This window comes from Pseudoclavibacter soli DSM 23366 (assembly GCF_000423505.1).
Taxonomy (GTDB): Bacteria; Actinomycetota; Actinomycetes; order Actinomycetales; family Microbacteriaceae; genus Pseudoclavibacter_A; species Pseudoclavibacter_A soli.
Window position 1 is genome coordinate 101,950 of sequence record NZ_AUIC01000004.1, and the last position, 16,707, is coordinate 118,656.

Annotated in this window: 12 protein-coding genes; 6 read left to right on the forward strand and 6 right to left on the reverse strand. The window is 66.0% G+C overall.

Annotated features, from left to right (window positions below; translation table 11 throughout):
• Entirely contained in the window at nucleotides 1-1,893 is a 1,893-nt protein-coding gene (locus tag G557_RS0103420; RefSeq protein WP_028244957.1) for a DUF2207 domain-containing protein, read from the reverse strand.
• 100 nt (nucleotides 1,894-1,993) lie between these two features.
• On the opposite strand from G557_RS0103420, the gene G557_RS14275 reads away from it, so the two are divergent.
• Nucleotides 1,994-4,666, forward strand: a complete 2,673-nt coding sequence (locus G557_RS14275; protein ID WP_028244958.1) for a helix-turn-helix transcriptional regulator — start codon at nucleotides 1,994-1,996, stop codon at nucleotides 4,664-4,666.
• 13 nt (nucleotides 4,667-4,679) lie between these two features.
• Here the strand turns inward: G557_RS14275 and G557_RS0103430 are convergent, their stop codons facing one another.
• From G557_RS0103430 to G557_RS0103440, 3 genes are read right to left on the reverse strand one after another with little or no spacing between them, the layout of a single operon-like run.
• A complete protein-coding gene (locus G557_RS0103430; protein WP_028244959.1) occupies nucleotides 4,680-5,327 on the reverse strand; it encodes a LysE family transporter in 648 nt (215 codons plus the stop codon).
• Between the two features lie 32 nt (nucleotides 5,328-5,359).
• Nucleotides 5,360-6,337, reverse strand: a complete 978-nt coding sequence (locus G557_RS0103435; protein ID WP_028244960.1) for a magnesium transporter CorA family protein — start codon at nucleotides 6,335-6,337, stop codon at nucleotides 5,360-5,362.
• Nucleotides 6,334-7,554: a glycosyltransferase gene (locus G557_RS0103440; RefSeq protein ID WP_028244961.1), complete on the reverse strand. Its 1,221-nt coding sequence runs from the start codon at nucleotides 7,552-7,554 to the stop codon at nucleotides 6,334-6,336. Before G557_RS0103440 ends, G557_RS0103435 begins: the two co-directional genes overlap by 4 nt.
• Before the next feature lie 131 nt (nucleotides 7,555-7,685).
• Between G557_RS0103440 and G557_RS0103445 the strand changes: the two genes are divergently transcribed.
• Together G557_RS0103445 and G557_RS13890 are read left to right on the forward strand one after the other, a co-directional pair.
• The gene (locus tag G557_RS0103445; RefSeq protein ID WP_036961040.1) at nucleotides 7,686-8,543 is read left to right on the forward strand and encodes an aldo/keto reductase; all 858 of its coding nucleotides are present in this window, start codon (nucleotides 7,686-7,688) and stop codon (nucleotides 8,541-8,543) included.
• Nucleotides 8,544-8,778: 235 nt separating this feature from the next.
• Nucleotides 8,779-8,925 carry a hypothetical protein gene (locus G557_RS13890; protein ID WP_156877061.1) on the forward strand — a complete coding sequence of 49 codons (147 nt, stop codon included), beginning with the start codon at nucleotides 8,779-8,781 and terminating at the stop codon, nucleotides 8,923-8,925.
• Nucleotides 8,926-9,237: 312 nt separating this feature from the next.
• Here the strand turns inward: G557_RS13890 and G557_RS11430 are convergent, their stop codons facing one another.
• Nucleotides 9,238-10,191: a cation diffusion facilitator family transporter gene (locus G557_RS11430; protein WP_084626969.1), complete on the reverse strand. Its 954-nt coding sequence runs from the start codon at nucleotides 10,189-10,191 to the stop codon at nucleotides 9,238-9,240.
• Nucleotides 10,192-10,312: 121 nt separating this feature from the next.
• Between G557_RS11430 and G557_RS0103460 the strand changes: the two genes are divergently transcribed.
• The 3 genes from G557_RS0103460 to thrC are packed head-to-tail and all read left to right on the forward strand — an operon-like array spanning nucleotide 10,313 to nucleotide 15,386.
• Nucleotides 10,313-10,600, forward strand: coding sequence for a DUF6504 family protein (locus G557_RS0103460; RefSeq protein WP_028244963.1), 288 nt, complete (start codon nucleotides 10,313-10,315; stop codon nucleotides 10,598-10,600).
• Nucleotides 10,573-13,974: a PHP domain-containing protein gene (locus tag G557_RS11435; protein WP_156877062.1), complete on the forward strand. Its 3,402-nt coding sequence runs from the start codon at nucleotides 10,573-10,575 to the stop codon at nucleotides 13,972-13,974. The genes G557_RS0103460 and G557_RS11435 overlap by 28 nt, the downstream gene beginning before the upstream one ends.
• Nucleotides 13,971-15,386 (forward strand): threonine synthase, encoded by a 1,416-nt coding sequence (gene thrC, locus G557_RS0103470; protein ID WP_036961043.1) that lies wholly within the window; start codon nucleotides 13,971-13,973, stop codon nucleotides 15,384-15,386. The genes G557_RS11435 and thrC overlap by 4 nt, the downstream gene beginning before the upstream one ends.
• On the opposite strand, the gene G557_RS11440 is transcribed toward thrC, so the two are convergent.
• Complete coding sequence (locus G557_RS11440) at nucleotides 15,362-16,705, reverse strand: MFS transporter (RefSeq protein WP_169337740.1); 1,344 nt, start codon at nucleotides 16,703-16,705, stop codon at nucleotides 15,362-15,364. The genes thrC and G557_RS11440 overlap by 25 nt on opposite strands.
• Nucleotides 16,706-16,707 lie beyond the last annotated feature (2 nt).

Here is a 16,707-nt window from a genome sequence, read left to right on the forward strand (position 1 = left end):
TCAGCGCCCGCCGCCACCGCCTCCTCCGCCTCCCCCGCCGGCGAATCCGCCGCCGCCAGCACCGCCAGAGAAGCTTCCGCCGCCGCTTGACACCGGTGATGTGGAGGCGGTCGTCGCGGCGTTGCTGAACGCATGCAACTGCGAGCCCAGCAGCACCGCGTTGAAACCGAACGGCGACGAATACCAAGAAGGTTGGCTCTGGCTCTGCTGATATGCGATGGACAGCTGATTACCCCAGCTCTCTTCGATGCCCCAGAGCACTGCCCATGGCAGCAGACGCTCATAGAGATGCACCACGTCAGTCGCGCCGTTTGGCCCGACGACTCGCTGCGCACCAGACGCGCTTTGCAGCATCGCGAAGCGATCTCGCTCGGCAAGTTCCATGTACATGCGCAGCCCTAGGATGTACTCCGCCTGCATCGCACCCGGCTGAGTCAAGGTCTCGGGTCGACGCAGTGAGTACAGCATGGCTCCGAAGGCCCAGATAGCTGCGATCAGGGCTCCGACGGTCCATCCTGAGACGATATCGAATCGCCCCGCGATAATGACCACAAAACCGCCGGTCAACACACTGAGGATCCCGGCCGTCCAGCGTAGCCAATTTGGCATCGCCCGTGGCGCCTTTTCTCTGAAGCCGCGTGCCTTCATGGCCGCACTCGTCTGAGAGACCAGGTCTGCGAAGGCCTTGGCACGGGTGCTACTCGGAGTGCGCAACTGAACCCGCTGACCCGGGTAAAGGGCAACACCGAAAATGATCTGCAGAAACCATCGCTCGGGCGGAGTCACCGCCGCGTCGGAGACGAACTCCACGCTGAACGACTGCTTCTGGCTCAGTCCGAATAGTCCGCCTCGCGATGGCTCGCTGGTATCGACGATGCGCACGGCCCGCCTGACGGCAAGATCGACAACCTGTGCAGCAAACGATGTCGCGGGCTGCCCCACCAGATCAGCACCCTCGAGAACGGTGAGCCCGGCAGGTGGCAGGTACTCGGGCACGATGACACCCCGACCCGGCGCATTTCGCCAGCGCCGATCCCGAACGATCAACGTCGCAACTGCCGCAGCCACGGCCGCCAGAGCGCCACCAGCGGGCAGCCAGGTGGCCCACCATGAGCGCGAAGGCACCTCGGGAATGACAAATGTGCCGCTGTCGAAGCCCACTGCGATCGTCATGGTCTGATTGGCAGCGATGCGGGATGCGCTGGCTCTGAAGGCCCCGTCGGTCTCGGTGATCACACAGCGCGTGGTGGCCCTCTCAGCACCGACATAACATGATGACTCATTGTTCAATGAGGCCACCAGCTCATCATCGACCACCAGCGAGGCCTCGACTGTGCCGAACGACTGGGCCCAGCCGGTGCCATTGACATCCCAGTAGAACTCGTCGGTGTCGGTGTCGTCGAAGTGCCGCACCACATTGTCGAGAGTGTAGGTGATCATGTAGGTCTGCTCACCGGTCACATAGTCGTCAGTGCCAGTGAGCACGCGGATGGCGCCATCACCGTCTTCGGTCCAGTAGGGAATCTCCATTCCCTGCGCGTCAGTCACCGAGAGCACCTGAGGGTTGAGCGGCACACCGTCGTAATCGGTGTTGAGATCTCGAGTGATGCCCTTGTTCTGTTTATAGGCCGGAAACTCCGCCACCAGTGTCTCGGTCACCTGCAGGTGCGCGGTGCCCTCATCGTCTCGGGTCAGGGTGTATTGGGCGCTGAACTTCGCGAAGGTGAAGTCGTCGGTGGAGGCGGCTGCTGCCGGGGCTGAGCTCAGGCCCACTGCAGGTGCGAGCAGCACAACAACCATGAGCAGCATGACAAGCAAAATGGCCTTCGCACGGGTCGAGAACGAGGCAGATGTTGCCGCCCGGTGGGTGCCGCTGATGTTCGAGTCACGCATGCGTGCAGTCTATCGGGGTGGCTCGCAGGCAGCAGTCAGATCTCCTTTAGAGTGGGTTTCGGCATCGGCGCACTGCAGACATCGGAGATCAGGGGTGATCATGGGGTATATCGGCGAACCGGCGCAGGTGGTGCCACTGCCGCCCCGTGCCGATGCGCTGCTCACAGCCGCGCATGACTCCACGATGATTCGAGCCGCTGCGCTGCGCCGGCTGCTGTTACCGGCTCCGGTGCGCATGGTGACCGGCGTGGTGGGCTCGGCCAAACATCATCTCATCGACGCCGCACTACAGTCAGACGACTCCGCTTGCATGTTGCGCGTGCATCTGGGGCCGAGGCACACCACCGTAGCCGGGCTCGCCGAACTGCTGCTGAGCGCAGCGGCCGAGCAGGGCAGGTTGCACGATCCAGCAGTGCTCCGTCAGCTGCAGCGCCATGGTGCGCTTCCGCCAGAGCAGCTCGAGGCCGTCTTTGACGAGCTGTTCAACGAACTTCCTGCGGTGACCGTCGTCATCGAAGATTTGCAGTGGCTCACTGACGCAGTCGGCCCACAGGCACTGGTCACCGCTGTGCAGCGCTGGCCGCAACTTCGACTGCTCGTCACCACAGTCGACGACGCCGCACTGCAGCAGAGCTGCACTGACGCGCACGTCTCGTTCACCTCCGTCGCCGAACACGACCTCTTCTACACTCGCGCCGAGGTTGAGCAGCTTTGTGTGACCGTCGGGGTCGGCGAGCAGGCCGAACGCTGCTGGCAGATTTCGGTGGGGCATCCCCTGACTCTTGCACTTTGCGCCGATCTGCTCGGCGCACGGCCCTATGTCGGCGATGCCGAGGCGACCGCCTGGATCGGAGCCATGATCGCGCGCATCGCTTCGCGCACGCTCCCCGATCTTCGTCTCGACAACGGTTCTGGCATCGGCTTCGCAGGTCTCATGGCCCGTTGCTCAGCGATGCCCGCCTTCACTCGATCAATGCTCGCTGCACTCGACCCTGACGCGCACCGCGAGACACACCTGAACAGACTGCTCGACGGCCCCATGGTCGAAATCCTGCGTGAACTGCTCGACGGCGAACCGGTCTATCGCTGGCGGGGGCAAGTGCGGCAGACCTTCGCGAGCATCGCCAGAGGCCTGCAGATGCCACCCGTTGACGCACAGCTGATCAATCGGTACGCCCGACAGCTGGCCACACACGGGTTTACCGAAGAGGCCATCGACCTGTTGCTCCACCTGCAGTCTGCCGAGCTGTTAGAGAGCGCGTGTGCTGAACACCTCTTAGAAATCGTCTCCTCTGCCAGACTGCTTCGTGAACTGCGTGCCAGCAGCATCACCGAGATTTCTGCCGCAGAGCACCCCCATTTCGCGCTGCTGCGACTCATCTCGGACGTGCTGTACGACGTCGATCCCCGGCAAACATCGCCACTGGTTGCGCAATTGCGCGCGGCGGCCAACAACGACGCCGTCGCCCCCGGCTCAGGGTTTGCCGCTCTGGTCGAGATCACCGCCCTTGCCCTGGCCCTTCTCGACGGAGACCTCGCCACCGCTTCTCGCCTGGCCGCTGAGACGACACCAGCACCGAAATCGACCACCGACTCCCCAGCGATGGTGCGCTTCACTCACACGTGGTGGCTGCTGCTGCGCGCCTTTTCGCTGCTGTGTACCGGTGACCTCTCTGAAGCGCATCATGTGTGCCAAGGGGTGCTGCACCGCTCGCCGGCGGCGATTCCCGCAGATGCACTGGCGCTCGCCCGATCGGCTGAGCAGATGATCATTGCAGCCGCTGCGCTCCCCCAGTCACTTTCCGCAGACCCAGCCGCCCAGCCAAGTGTCGAGGTCTCTGAAGGTGGTTCGATCACTGCGCTCAACACCGCGTTTCAGCGGGTTGGGCAGTGTTGGATGCTGATGGACGCGGGCCGCTTCGTCGAGGCGGGCGCCCTGCTCGATGCCCACGCCGATGAACCGCTGCCCGGGCCGGCCAGCACCGAGCACGCGGTCATCCGTGCCCTCCTGCTACTCAATAGAGACCCAGAGCTCGCCCTCGAACTGGCCCGACAGCATCGAGTCGCCCAAGAGCTCGTCGCTCCCGACCTGGTGTCACAACGCCTGCTGTTTGTTGAAGTCGTCGCCTTAACTGCATTGCGCCGCACCTCGCAGGCGCAGGCGCTGCTGAACGAGCGAGCAGCCGATCGACCGAGCCCTGCGCGCATCGTTGCCCAAGCACTCGTGTATCTCGCCACTGGCGCCGACGCCGAGGCACATGCCGCACTCGCCAGCGCCCGTCAACCCGGAACAGAGCGCTTTGCCCCGCGATCGCAGTGGGTGTGGGAGCTGCTGAGCGCCGCGGCCAGTGCACGCCTCGGCCAGGCGCAGCAGGCTGTGACGCATCTGCACCGTCTGGTCGATCTGCAGCCAGCCACCACGGTGCCGATGCTGTTTGTCATGACGGCTCCGACCGATGTGGCAGCGCTCATCTGCCTGATCGAAAACCAGACCACGCCCGACCCTCGTGATGCCCAGGCACTCGCCTGGCTACGCCAGGCAGAGGCTCAGGGCCTGTATCTGCTCGCCTCGCCTCAGCGGCACGGTGAGCCGAGTCAACGCGAACTGCAGGTACTCGAGGGCCTGCGCGCAGGGCTCTCGTATTCAGAGATTGCCGCAAAGCTCTATGTGTCGCCAAACACGGTGAAGTCTCAGGTGCGCTCGCTCTACGCGAAGTTAGGCGCCGACGGGCGGTCCGAGGCGATCGCCAAGGCCAACCTGCTGGGCTGGTGACCCACCGCACAGTTCAGTGCAACAGGGCAAGCCCCACACCCACCAGCACGTAGAGCACACCGAACACGCGGTTCATCGTGCGCTGCCCGTTGGCGTTGCGAGCGAAGCGGCCCAGCGCATGGGCGGCCTGCGCGAACCCCAGCCACATCACGCAGATGTCCACCGCGACAATAGTCGCGATCGCGACCGCATACTGCGGCACGGCCGGCCGCGACAGATCGATGAACTGCGGAATGAAGGCGAGGAAGAACACGATCGCCTTGGGATTGAAGAAATTCACCCAAACGCCCCGGTTGAACATCGCCGCAGGCCGAAGATATCGCTCGAGTCGGGCATCCTGCGTGGCCTCGGCGTCAACCGCTGCAGCTGCCGGTCGCCCGGCCAGCCAGAACTGTCGCACACCCAGATAGACCAAGTACGCCGCGCCGGCCAGCCGAATGCCCTGCATGGTCTGCGGCGAGCTGGCCACCAGCACACCCACGCCGAATGCGACGATCAGCAGCAGCGCAATGAGCCCGACCTGCTGACCGAGAATGCCCCAGATCGCTCGCGCACGGCCGACCGCGATCGCATTGGTCATCGTGAAGATTGCGCCAGCCCCAGGCGTGAGGCTGACGAGCGTGGCGGCACCGAGCAGCGCGAGCCAGAGGTGCACAGACATGCGCACAAGTCTACGAGAAAGCTGTGCGGTGCTCAGAGCCAGTCGCGGCGTTTGAACTGCACGTAGAGGCCCACTGAGGTGGCCACCATGAGCACCGTGGCGACCAGAGCACCCTGCCAGGTCTGCATCAGCGGAAAGACGACGTTCATGCCGAAGAATCCCGTGATCAGTGTGGGCACTGCGATGATGGCCGCCCAGCTGGTGAGTTTTTTCATCACGAGGTTCATGCGGTTGCCCTGACTGGTCAGGTTCGTGTCGATGATGGTGCTGGCCAAATCGCGCAGCGAGTCGGTCCAGTCGCTGACTCTGAGCGTGTGGTCGTAGACGTCAGCGAAATACGGCAGCAACGGCTGCGGCACCGGCGGCTGCGTGCGATTGATCATGCCGCTGACGATCTCGCGGGTGGGCAGAGCGAGTCGACGCAGGGTCACCAGGTGTTTATGCAGTCGGTAAGCGCTGCGCTGAATGCGCGCGGTGTTCGGCTGCGCGGCGAACAGTTCGTCTTCGAGCCCTTCGATGCGCTCATCGAGCGATTGCACGGTAGCGAAGTGCGTGTCGACCACCACATCGGTGATCGCCCACATCAGGGCGGCCACTCCAGTGGCCAGCAGTTCGGGCTGGTTCTCCCAGGCCGCATGGGCGTCATCGATGGGAAACCCCTCGCCGCGGCGCACGCTCACCAACACGTTGCGGGTGACAAACACGTCGATCTCGCTGCGCTCGAGCTCGTCGTTCTCGTCATCGGGCGCAGCCAGCGCGTAGAGCGTGAGAAACAGGTGGGTCGGGTACCGGTTGAGCTTGGCTCGCTCGTGCTCAGCGATGACGTCTTCGACCGCGAGCGGATGCAGATCGAGCTCACGGGCGATCTGGTGCAGAGTATCGTCATCGGGGTCTTGCAGATCGACCCAGACGGTGACCGTCTCGTCGCGTCGAAGCTCAGAGACCTCGTCGAAGGCGAAGTCAGAGCGCTCGAGACGGCCGTCGCGGTACAACCTCGTGGTGACGATCATGACTCGATTCTACGGTCGATCACCGTGCGGTAGGCCGCGGCGAGTGCGTCGGCGCTGCGCTGCCAGGTCTGGGTTTCGGCGTGGGCTCGGCCTGCTGCTCCTTGGCGGGCGGCGTCGGCAGGATGCTCGATCAGCCGGGTGATCGCGCTCGCCCAGTCGGCGGGTCGTCTGGTGTGCAGCAGCTGGCCGGTTGTGCCGTCGAGCACGGCCTCACCGAGGCCTCCGGCTGCGGCGGCGATCACGGGCACGCCGCTGGCCGAGGCCTCGAGTGCGCACAGCCCGAAGGTCTCGGAGTGCGAGGGCACGACCACGGCGAGCGCGTCGCGCATGCGTGCGGCCAGTTCGGTGCGGCCCAGCGCCCCGACGAAGTGCACGTGTCGGGCAATGCCCCGTCGGGCGGCGAGCGCCTGCAGCCTTGCGAGTTCACCGTCGGCCTGGCTGCTCTCGCCGCCGGCGACGGTCAGATCGGGGCGTTCGTTTTCGGGCACCAGGGCAAGTGCCTCGATGGCGAGGTCGATGCCTTTGAGTGGCTCGATGCGTGCGGCAGCGACGAGCTCGCGTGGGGTGAGGCTGGCCGACGCATCGCGGGGATGGAATCGGGTGATGTCAACGCCGGGGTGCACCACGATGACGTGCTCGGCGGGGGCACCGAGTCGTTTGACGACGGTGTCGCGCTCGGCCCGGCTGACGGTGATCACGGCATCGGCGCTGCGGGCGAGGTGACGCTCGGCTTCGAGCCGAGCTGGCACCTCGGGCCGCTCGCCGGCGTCGAGTGGGGAGTCAACCGGGGCGGCAATGCTGTGGAAGCTCTGCAGGAAGGCGGCTCGGGCATCCTGCGCCCACTGTTCGGCTGCCAAGCCTGAGTACCAGTGATGCGCATGCACCACGTCGTAGCCGCTGTAGTCATGCAGTGCCTCGGCGAAGGCGGGCACCACGGTTTCGTGTTCGCCCTTTGACAGTGGATGTTCGGGCCCGGCGGTCAGCGCGATCACGCGCAGTCGCTCGTTGGGCGTGCGTACCTGTGGCTGTCCGTGCGCACTGCGCCTGGTGAACACGTCGACGCTGTGGCCGGCGGCCGCAAGTTGTGCGGCGGTCTCGCGGATCACGATGTTCATGCCGCCCACGTCGCCGGTGCCGGCCTCACCATAGGGGTCGGTGTGCACCGAGATCATCGCGATGCGCAGCGGTCGGTCGGCGCTGTTTTGGTGAGCGGGCATGTCTGCCAGTGTAGGCCGCGGGTGCGGGTGACGACTGGTGTGGGTAGTCTGCTCGTGTGATGCGCATCCCGTGCATCGACGGTTCGGGCGCTGTTCGGGCCGGTGGTCCGGGGGAAGAACAAGGAGTCATCATGGCACAGCCAGTGAGTCGGCATTCCATTCCGCAGCATGCGCTGAACGACGGCACGTCGGTGCCGGCCGTGGGGTTCGGCACCTATCGGCTCAACGGTCACGAGGGCGTGGAGGCGATCGCCCGGGCCATCGACAACGGCTATCGCCTGATTGATTCGGCCTTCAACTACGAGAACGAGGGTGCGGTGGGTCGAGCGGTGCGCCTGGCCGAGGCGCCACGCGATCAGGTGCGGGTCACCTCGAAGCTGCCCGGACGGCGTCATGGCCACGATGCTGCGCTGCGCACCATTGAGGAGTCGGTGTATCGCACCGGGCTCGATCATCTCGATGTGTATCTCATTCACTGGCCGAACCCCGGGCGCGAGCGCTATGTCGAGGCGTGGCAGGCGCTGATCGAGGCGCAGCGGCAGGGGCTGGTGACCACCATCGGGGTCAGTAATTTTCTGCCCGAGCATCTGCAGCGGCTGATCGATGAGACCGGGGTCACCCCGGCGATCAACCAGATCGAGCTGCACCCGTACTTTCCGCAGGCCGAGCAGCGGGCGTGGCATGCCGAGCACGGCATCCTCACCGAGGCGTGGTCGCCGGTGGGCCGTGGCGGCGATGTGATCAATGATCCCGTGGTGCAGCAGGTGGCCGAGGCGCACGGGCGCACCCCGGTCGAGGTGATTCTGCGCTGGCACACGCAGCTGGGCGTGGTCCCGCTGCCGAAGGCCGCGCACGCTGACCGACAGGTGCAGAATCTCTCGATCTTCGACTTCGAGCTGGATGCCGACGAGGTCGCCGCGATCACCGGGCTGGGGCGTGCCGATGGGCGCATCAACGGCCAGGATCCGGCGGTCTACGAGGAGTTCTGAATCCCGTCTGAGCCCACCAGGTGCGCACGTTTTCACCCGCCTGCACACGGTTTCACCCCCAGCACGGCACATCTGCTGAAATCCTGCGCAGTGCGGTGAAAACCTGTCCGCTGTCTTCTGCCACTGACCTAGGTGAGGGCGGTCGGTCGAGTTCGTCGACGAGCGCATCGCCCCGAGGCTGCGCGAGCACTGGCTGATCGACAGCGCAGCTGGCCGATCACGGCGAGACGGCGCCGTGCAGCATCGGCTGAAGCATGCCGACCCGGTGCGGCTTGCCGCGGTGTGTGAGAAGGGCGGCGTGTGGGGAAGACTCAATGCCTCGGGCATGTCGCAGGTGCTCGTCGACAACCAAATGCGGGTGCCCGAGTCGACGCGGGCGTGATCGCCGTGGATGTCGAGTCAGTGCACAGCGGCAAGGCGCTGGGGGCATCTCGTGCGCTCGAGTTGCTGCTCGGTACCGGCAAGCCGCCCGAACGCTGGATCACCGTCGGCGATTCCGCGAGCGACTATGCCATGGCCGACTGGCTGTACCAGCTGGGACTGCCGGTGTGGCAGAACTATGCGCCTGTCCGAGCCCCCGTACCCCGCGTCTTCACTCGGCGGTGTGGGGCATCGCTTGCCACAACACACCCCGCTCATGACCAACGAGCACACCGGCTGACCAACGAGCACGCAACAGCCTCCCGCCACGCACTCAGTGCTGCATGTGCTCGTGCGAGAGCGTGCCCGCCGGCTCGATCTGGAACGTCGAGTGCTCGATCGCGATCGGCAGATGTTCGGCGGCGCAGCGCTGCAGATCGCTCAGAATGTTCGCGAGTTTCTCTGCGTCGATGCTGTCGTGGTCGACCACCACATGTGCCGTGAGCACAGACAGGTCACTCGAGATTCGGGTGATGTGCAGGTCGTGCACGGCGAGCACGTGCGGCAGCTGCTCGAAGTGCTCGCGCACTTGTTCGAGCTCGACCTCTTTGGGCGTGCCCTCGAGCAGCACGCCGAATCCGCTGCGGAACAGTGCGATGGTGCGCGGCAGGATGAGCAGCGCAATGATCAGCCCGGCCACCGCATCAGCCCGGTTCCAGCCGAATGCCCAGATCAGGCCGGCCGAGACGATCACCGCCACCGAGCCGAGGGCGTCGTTGATCACCTCGAGGAATGCGGCGCGCATGTTCAGGCTTGACGACCGCCCTGCGGTGAGCACCAGCATGCTGAGCAGGTTGGCAGCCAGCCCGATCACGCCGAACACGATCAGCAGATTGCCGGTGATCTGCGCTGGCTCGAACAGGCGCATCACGCCTTCGACGATGGCGTAGACCCCCACCGCGAACAGCAGCAGCGCCTGCAGCATTGCGCTGATGATCTCGACACGGCGCAGCCCGAAAGGATGCCGATCGGTCGCTGGTCGGCGCACCAGTTGCGCTGCGAGCAGGGCCATGGCGAGCCCAGCGCAGTCGGTCAGCATGTGCACGGTATCGACGATGAGCGCAAGACTGCCGGTCAGAATCGATCCGGTGACCTGGGCCAGAAAGACGATGAACGTCAGCGCGAAGGCGATCGCCAGGCGGGTGCGATTGGTCTGCTGAGCATGCGCATGCGTGTGATCGTGGGATGCTGCGGAAGGTTGCGTAGAAGGCTGCTCAGGCGAGCTCATGGCTTCAGGCTAGCACGGGTGTTGCCGGTGTCAGTGGCACGTCGTAGGCTGACAGCGTTCGAACATATGTTCGAATCGTCGACTCGTTCGACGCCCCGCCTCACGCACCCAAGGAGCCATCATGCCCGAGAAAATCGACGAGCCGGTCACCGTCGTGCTCTCCCCCGAGGGCGAGCCACGCAGCTTCGTGTGGCGCCGCTTCGAATACGAGATCACCGGGGTGCCCCAAGCCTTCTTCCGCCGACGTCCGTGGTGGCAGCCGGCGACCGGCCCTACGGCAGCCGTGCTTGAGCGCATCGACCGCGAGCTGTGGCGCGTCGAGGCTTCTTGCACCGGCGACGACTTTCTCACCTACGACCTCGCCCGTGAGCCCGACGGCCAGTGGCGACTGCAACTGGCCTGGCGCTGATGTTCACCCACTTGCATGTGCACTCCGGCTTCTCGGCACACTACGGGGTGAGCACACCTGCCGCGCTGGTTGCCGCCGCTGCCGACGCCAACGCCGGCATCGCCGCGCTCACCGACCGCGACGGGCTCTACGGTGCGTGCGCTCACGTGCAGGCCTGCATCGACGCCGAGCTCGCCCCGGCGCTCGGTGCCGACCTGGCCGTGCTCGACGAGCACCTGCAACCGCTCGGGCGAGTCGTGCTGCTCGCGCACGGCGGCACGGCAGGCAGTGGCTACGCCGCACTGTGCCGGGCGATCAGCGCCGCACATGCCACCCCGTCGGCACCGCGCAACAGGCACATGCCAGCGACTCCCGCATCTGAGCGAGACTCGGGCGCGGCCATCCCCCGTGACACGTTGATCGACATCATCGCCGCACGCCCACATCTGAGCGTGCTACTCGGCCCCGACAGCGACGTCGGGCAACTCGTCGAGGCCAGGCGTCTGCCTGAGGCACGGCATGCGCTCACCGCCTGGCGGCGGCGATTCGCCGGCATTGGGCGCACCGATCTGCTGCGCATCGAGATCGTGTGCTGGCTGGCCGAGCCCGGGCTGCCCGGCAGTGTCACCCCGGCCACACGGCTGCTGGGTTTGGCCGAGGCTGCCGGTGTCGAGGCTGTGCTCACCAATCAGGTGCGCTACGCCACACCGGCAGAGGCAGTCACTGCCGATGTGGCCGAGGCGGCACGCACCCTGCACTCTCTCGACGAGCTCGACCTGCACCAAGCCCTGCCGGTTACCGGGCAGGCCTGGCTCAAACCGGCCGCTCAGATGCAGCGCATCGCCCGCATGGTCGTCGACATCGGCCATCATCACACCACTGCCGTCGAATTGCTCGGCGCCACCGAGCGCCTGGCCGAGCGCTGCGCACTCGATCCTGCAGCAGATCTCGGCTGGGGGCGCCCGCGCATGCCAGAGGCGTCAGTCATCGGCATCTCGGGCAGCCCTGACCGTGCACTGAGGCAACGCGCCTACGCGGGCATCGGCAGGCGCTACCCCGGCGCATCCGTCGCGCAGCTCGGCCGCATCGAGACCAGGCTCGACCATGAGCTGCAGACCGTGCGGCATCTCGGCTTCGCGCCGTACTTTCTCACCGTAGCCAGAGTGGTCGACCTCATCCGCGCCATGGGCATCCGTGTGCAGGCTCGCGGCTCAGGAGTCGGGTCACTGCTCAACCATCTGCTCGACATCTCAGTGGTCGATCCCATCGACAACGGGCTGCTGTGGGAGCGTTTTCTCTCTGAGCAGCGACGTACGCTGCCTGATATCGACCTCGATGTCGAGGCACACCGGCGCCACGACATCTACCGGCGCATCTTCGACGAGTTCGGCGCCGACCGAGTCACGCTCATGTCGATGACCAACACCTACCGTTCACGCGGTGCCGTGCGCGACGCCGGTCTCGCCCTCGGTCTGCCGCCGGCACGCATCGATGCGATTGCCAAAGAGCTGTGGCGATTCTCCGCGCGCAGCTTTCGACGTGCACTGGCCGAAAAGCCCGAGCTCTCGGCTATTGCCCAGCAGGTGCACGATGACCCCCGCCTCGATCTGCTGGTCGAGCTCACCGAACGCCTCGACTCGCTGCCCCGGCACGTGTCAATGCACCCCTGCGGGGTCATTCTCTCTGATCGCTCGCTGCTCAGTCGCACCCCAGTGCAGCCCTCCGGGCTCGGGCTGCCCATGTCGCAGTACGACAAACACTCGGTCGACCCCATGGGGCTGATCAAGCTCGACGTGCTTGGGGTGCGCATGCAGTCGGCCATGTCTCACGCCGTCGGTGAAATCGAGCGCTGCACCGGGCAGCACATCGATCTCGATGCCGTGCCGCTCGACGACGAGCCCACCTTCGAGACCATCCGATCCACGCACACGCTCGGCATCTTCCAGATCGAGTCACCCGGCCAAATCGAGCTGATCGGCAAACTGCAGCCAGAGGTGTTCAACGACCTGACCATCGACATCAGTCTGTTCCGGCCCGGCCCCATGAAAAACGACATGCCGCTGCAGTTTCTGCAGGCGCGCCACGGCGAGATCATGCCCGACTACATCCACCCTCGGCTGCGCCCCATCCTGCGCGAGACCAAAGGGGTCGTGGTCTTCCACGAACAGGTCATGCGCCTGCTCGACGAGCTCACCGGCTGTGGCCTGGCCATGGCCGACGTCTACCGGCGCTGGCTGGCCGACGACCGTCGCCTCGACGAGATCGAGCAGCTCGTACGCACCCAAGGCGCCGAACGCGGATTTCCCGCCGAGGTGATCGAACGGGCTTGGCGCATCATCAAGGGTTTCGGCAGTTTCGGGTTCGCCAAGGCGCACGGTGCGGCCTTCGCACTGCCCACATACCAGTCAGCCTGGCTCAAGACCCATCATCCGGCGGCATTTCTCGCCGGGCTGCTCACCCACGACCCGGGCATGTGGCCCAAAGACCTGCTCGTCGCCGAGGCTCGCCGGCTCGGGGTGCCGTTGCTGCCGCTCGATGTGCAGCACTCGGGGCTCGAGTATCGCCTCGAGCCGCTGCCAACCGCACCGGGCGGCCAACCCAGCCACGGCATCCGGCTGCCACTCGACGAGCTGGTCGGCAGCAGTGCGGCCGAGCGTCGACGCATCACCAGGCATCAGCCGTTCAGCAGCCTGCAAGATCTGCGCGATCGGGTGCGACCACGCCGCACCACCTTTGAGGCTCTGGCACGTGTCGGGGCGCTCGACGCCTTCATCGACTACCAGCCAGCCCGGCGACACGAGCTGCTCGCCCACATTCGCGCGCTGACTGCCCCGGCCATCCGAGTGCCCGACACACAGCTGGCCTTCGAGCTGCCACTGCCCCTGCCCACTCGAGACAATGTGCACGCCCTCGACCTGCGCGGCCGCACGCAAATCGATCTCGAACTCGAGCATCTGCGGCTGGGCGTCAGCGGTCACGCAATCGAACGCTTTCATCCTGTGCTGCAGCGGCTCGGTGTCACCCCCACCCGAGATCTGCTCGCACTGCCCGGCGGCACCCCCGTGCTCATCGCCGGGCTGCGCCGAGCCACCAACACGCCTCCGATGCGCGGCGGGCGGCGAGTGGTCTTCGTCTCACTCGACGACGGCACCGGCCTCGGCAACGTGGTGTTCTTCCACGACGCACAGCAGCGCATCCGCAATCCCATCTTCCGCGCCCAAGTGATGCTTGTGCAGGGCGTCACCCGTCGCAGCGGCCCACGCGGCATCAGCGTCACCGGGCAGATGGCCTGGTCTCTGCCCGATCTCACCGACGACGAAGTGCAGCGCATCGCAGCCGCACAGGCGTGCCCGCCAGCCCCGGCGGCGCCCCGTCATCTACGATTAGAGGCATGACGTTCATCTCGACTCGCGGCCAGATGCCTGCCCGGCAGTTCTCCGAAATTCTCATCGACGGCCTCGCCTCAGACGGCGGTCTGGTCGTTCCTGAGACGCTGCCCACCGTCACCGCAGACACCCTCGAGGCCTGGCGCCCGCTCACCTACCCCGAGCTCGCCGCCGAGGTCATCGGCCTGTTCGCCACCGATCTGCAGCGCGATCTGCCTCGCCTCACCGCCGCTGCGTACGCCCCCAACGTCTTTCCGGCACCCGAGGTGGTGCCGCTCACCCGACTCAACGACTCCCTCACGCTGGTCGGCCTCTCTGAAGGCCCCACCCTCGCGTTCAAAGACCTGGCCATGCAGTTTCTCGGCCAAGCCATTCCGCACGTGCTCGCCCGCACCGGCCGGTGCCTGAACATTCTGGGCGCCACCTCCGGTGACACCGGCTCGGCCGCAGAGCACGCCTTCCGTGGCAAGCCGGGCATCAGCGTGTTCATGCTCTCGCCGCAGGGCCGCATGAGCGCCGTACAGCGAGCCCAGATGTACACGCTGACCGACCCCAACATCCACAACATCGCTATCGACGGCGTCTTCGACGACTGCCAGAACCTGGTCAAGGCGCTCAACAACGACGCCGAGTTCAAAGCTGCCCACGACATCGGTGCAGTCAACTCGATCAACTTCGGCCGCATCGCAGCCCAAACCGTCTACTACTTCTGGGCCTGGCTGCGCACCACCGACTCACTCACCCCCGCCGACCGGGCCGATCTGCAGCTCTCGTTCGCCGTGCCCTCGGGCAACTTCGGCAACATCTACGCCGGCCACCAAGCTCGACGCATGGGGCTGCCCATCCACCGCTTGGTGCTGGCCACCAACGAGAACAATGTGCTCGACGAGTTCTTCCGCACCGGCGTCTACACCCCGCGTTCCCGAGCCGAAACGCTCAGCACGAGCAGCCCCTCAATGGACATCTCGAAGGCCTCCAACCTCGAGCGCTTCATTTTCGACCTGCTCGGCGCCGACGAATTCGCACGACGCTGGCCCGAACTCGAGGCCACCGGCACGCTCGATCTGAGCGACCAGCAGCCTCGGTTCGAGAGCGAGTTCGGCATCGTCAGCGGCACCAGCACTCATGCCGACCGACTGGCCACCATCCGGCACACCGCCGAGGCCAGCGGCGTCATCATCGACCCGCACACCGCCGACGGCGTCACCGTCGCCACCCGCATCAACGAGCCGGGGCTCACCTTGGTACTCGAGACGGCCAAGCCGGCCAAATTCGAGGCCACCGTGGTCGAGGCGCTCGGCGAGAACGCGCCTGAGCTGCCCGCCGAGGTGCGACGTCTGCTCGAACTGCCGCAACACACGGTCGACCTGCCCGACGACGCCGATCAGCTGCGCACCTACATCGACGAGCACACTCGCTGAGGCGCTACGCGACGCTCGCGGGTAAACGGAATCGCCACCAGCGACACCACCACGAACCCGAGCACCAGCACGAAGGCATGCAGAATGCCAACGTGCTCACCGAGCACGCCGAGCAGCGGCGGCCCCACCAGCGACGCCGAATAGCCGAACACCGACACCAGACTGACTCGCCGTGCGGCGTCGGTCGGGTGGTCGGCGGCCAGCGTCATTCCCACCGGAAACCCGAGCGAGGCGCCGAACCCCCACAGCACAACTCCGACGAACGCCATCGCCGGCGTGAGCGCGGTCATGAACAGCACCAAGCCGACTACGGCGATCGAGGCCACGCCCACCAGCGTGCGCTGTCGCCCAAACCGATCGACGATCGGCCCACCGACCACACGCCCGGCCGTCATCGACAGCACAAACAAGGTGTAGACGAGCGCACCAGTGGTGTTGCTCATGCCATGACCGTCCACGGCCGCGAGGCTCAGCCAGTCATTGGCGCTGCCCTCGACAAACGACATGCCCACCATCATCACGCCGATCAGCAGCAACCGGCCGTCGCGCCACAGCGGCACAGAACGGGCAGTCACTGCGGTGGCATCGGTGGATGCCCGCGCACCGCCCAGCGCATCCTGCCGGCCGACTGCCGACTCGCGTCGTAGCCCATCGTCGCGGCGTGGCACCGAGTGCAGCCCACCCGCGGCCCCTGCGGCCACCACGACACCCATGAGTGCGGCGAACACCAGCATCGACACCCCGAGAGCCGCGGCCAGCGCCCCCAGTAGTGCGCCCACGATCGTGCCGGCGCTGAAGCAGGCGTGCATCATCGGCATGATCGTGCGTGCGGTGCGCCGCTCGACCACGGTGGCATCGAGGTTCATCGTCACCGAGGTGCTGCTCAGGCTGAACCCTAGGGCGACCAACGCTGCACAGGTCAGTAGCATCGAGTGCGCCACGTCGACAGCGAGGCCAACCGCTAGCAGCGCCACGGCGGCAGCCGGCAGCGCCACCGACATCATGCGGCGGCTGCCGAGCCGTGCGATGGCTCTCGGTGCGCACACCAGCCCGATGATCGACCCGACCGACAGTCCGGCGAGCAGCACCGCCATGCCAGACGTGCCCACGCTCAGTTGATCGCGCACCTCGGGAATGCGCGAGACCCATGCGGCAGTGGTCAGCCCGGTGATGCCGAACACCGCGAACACGGCGTTGCGCCAGGCGGTCACGGGGCGGCGAGCCTGTCGCTCGTCGATGACGTGAATCGGCTGGGTGACGACCGGGATGGTCTGCGTGATCACCGGGATCGACCCGGTGAGGGTAGCGAAATCAGACACGG

Bases quoted from the DNA above. Each gene is read 5' to 3' on its own strand.
- G557_RS11430 (WP_084626969.1), bottom strand. From the start codon at position 10,191: ATGAGCTCGCCTGAGCAGCCTTCTACGCAACCTTCCGCAGCATCCCAC.
- G557_RS0103460 (WP_028244963.1), top strand. From the start codon at position 10,313: ATGCCCGAGAAAATCGACGAGCCGGTCACCGTCGTGCTCTCCCCCGAG.
- G557_RS0103435 (WP_028244960.1), bottom strand. From the start codon at position 6,337: ATGATCGTCACCACGAGGTTGTACCGCGACGGCCGTCTCGAGCGCTCT.
- G557_RS0103430 (WP_028244959.1), bottom strand. From the start codon at position 5,327: ATGTCTGTGCACCTCTGGCTCGCGCTGCTCGGTGCCGCCACGCTCGTC.
- G557_RS14275 (WP_028244958.1), top strand. From the start codon at position 1,994: ATGGGGTATATCGGCGAACCGGCGCAGGTGGTGCCACTGCCGCCCCGT.
- G557_RS0103440 (WP_028244961.1), bottom strand. From the start codon at position 7,554: ATGCCCGCTCACCAAAACAGCGCCGACCGACCGCTGCGCATCGCGATG.
- G557_RS0103445 (WP_036961040.1), top strand. From the start codon at position 7,686: ATGGCACAGCCAGTGAGTCGGCATTCCATTCCGCAGCATGCGCTGAAC.
- G557_RS0103420 (WP_028244957.1), bottom strand. From the start codon at position 1,893: ATGCGTGACTCGAACATCAGCGGCACCCACCGGGCGGCAACATCTGCC.
- thrC (WP_036961043.1), top strand. From the start codon at position 13,971: ATGACGTTCATCTCGACTCGCGGCCAGATGCCTGCCCGGCAGTTCTCC.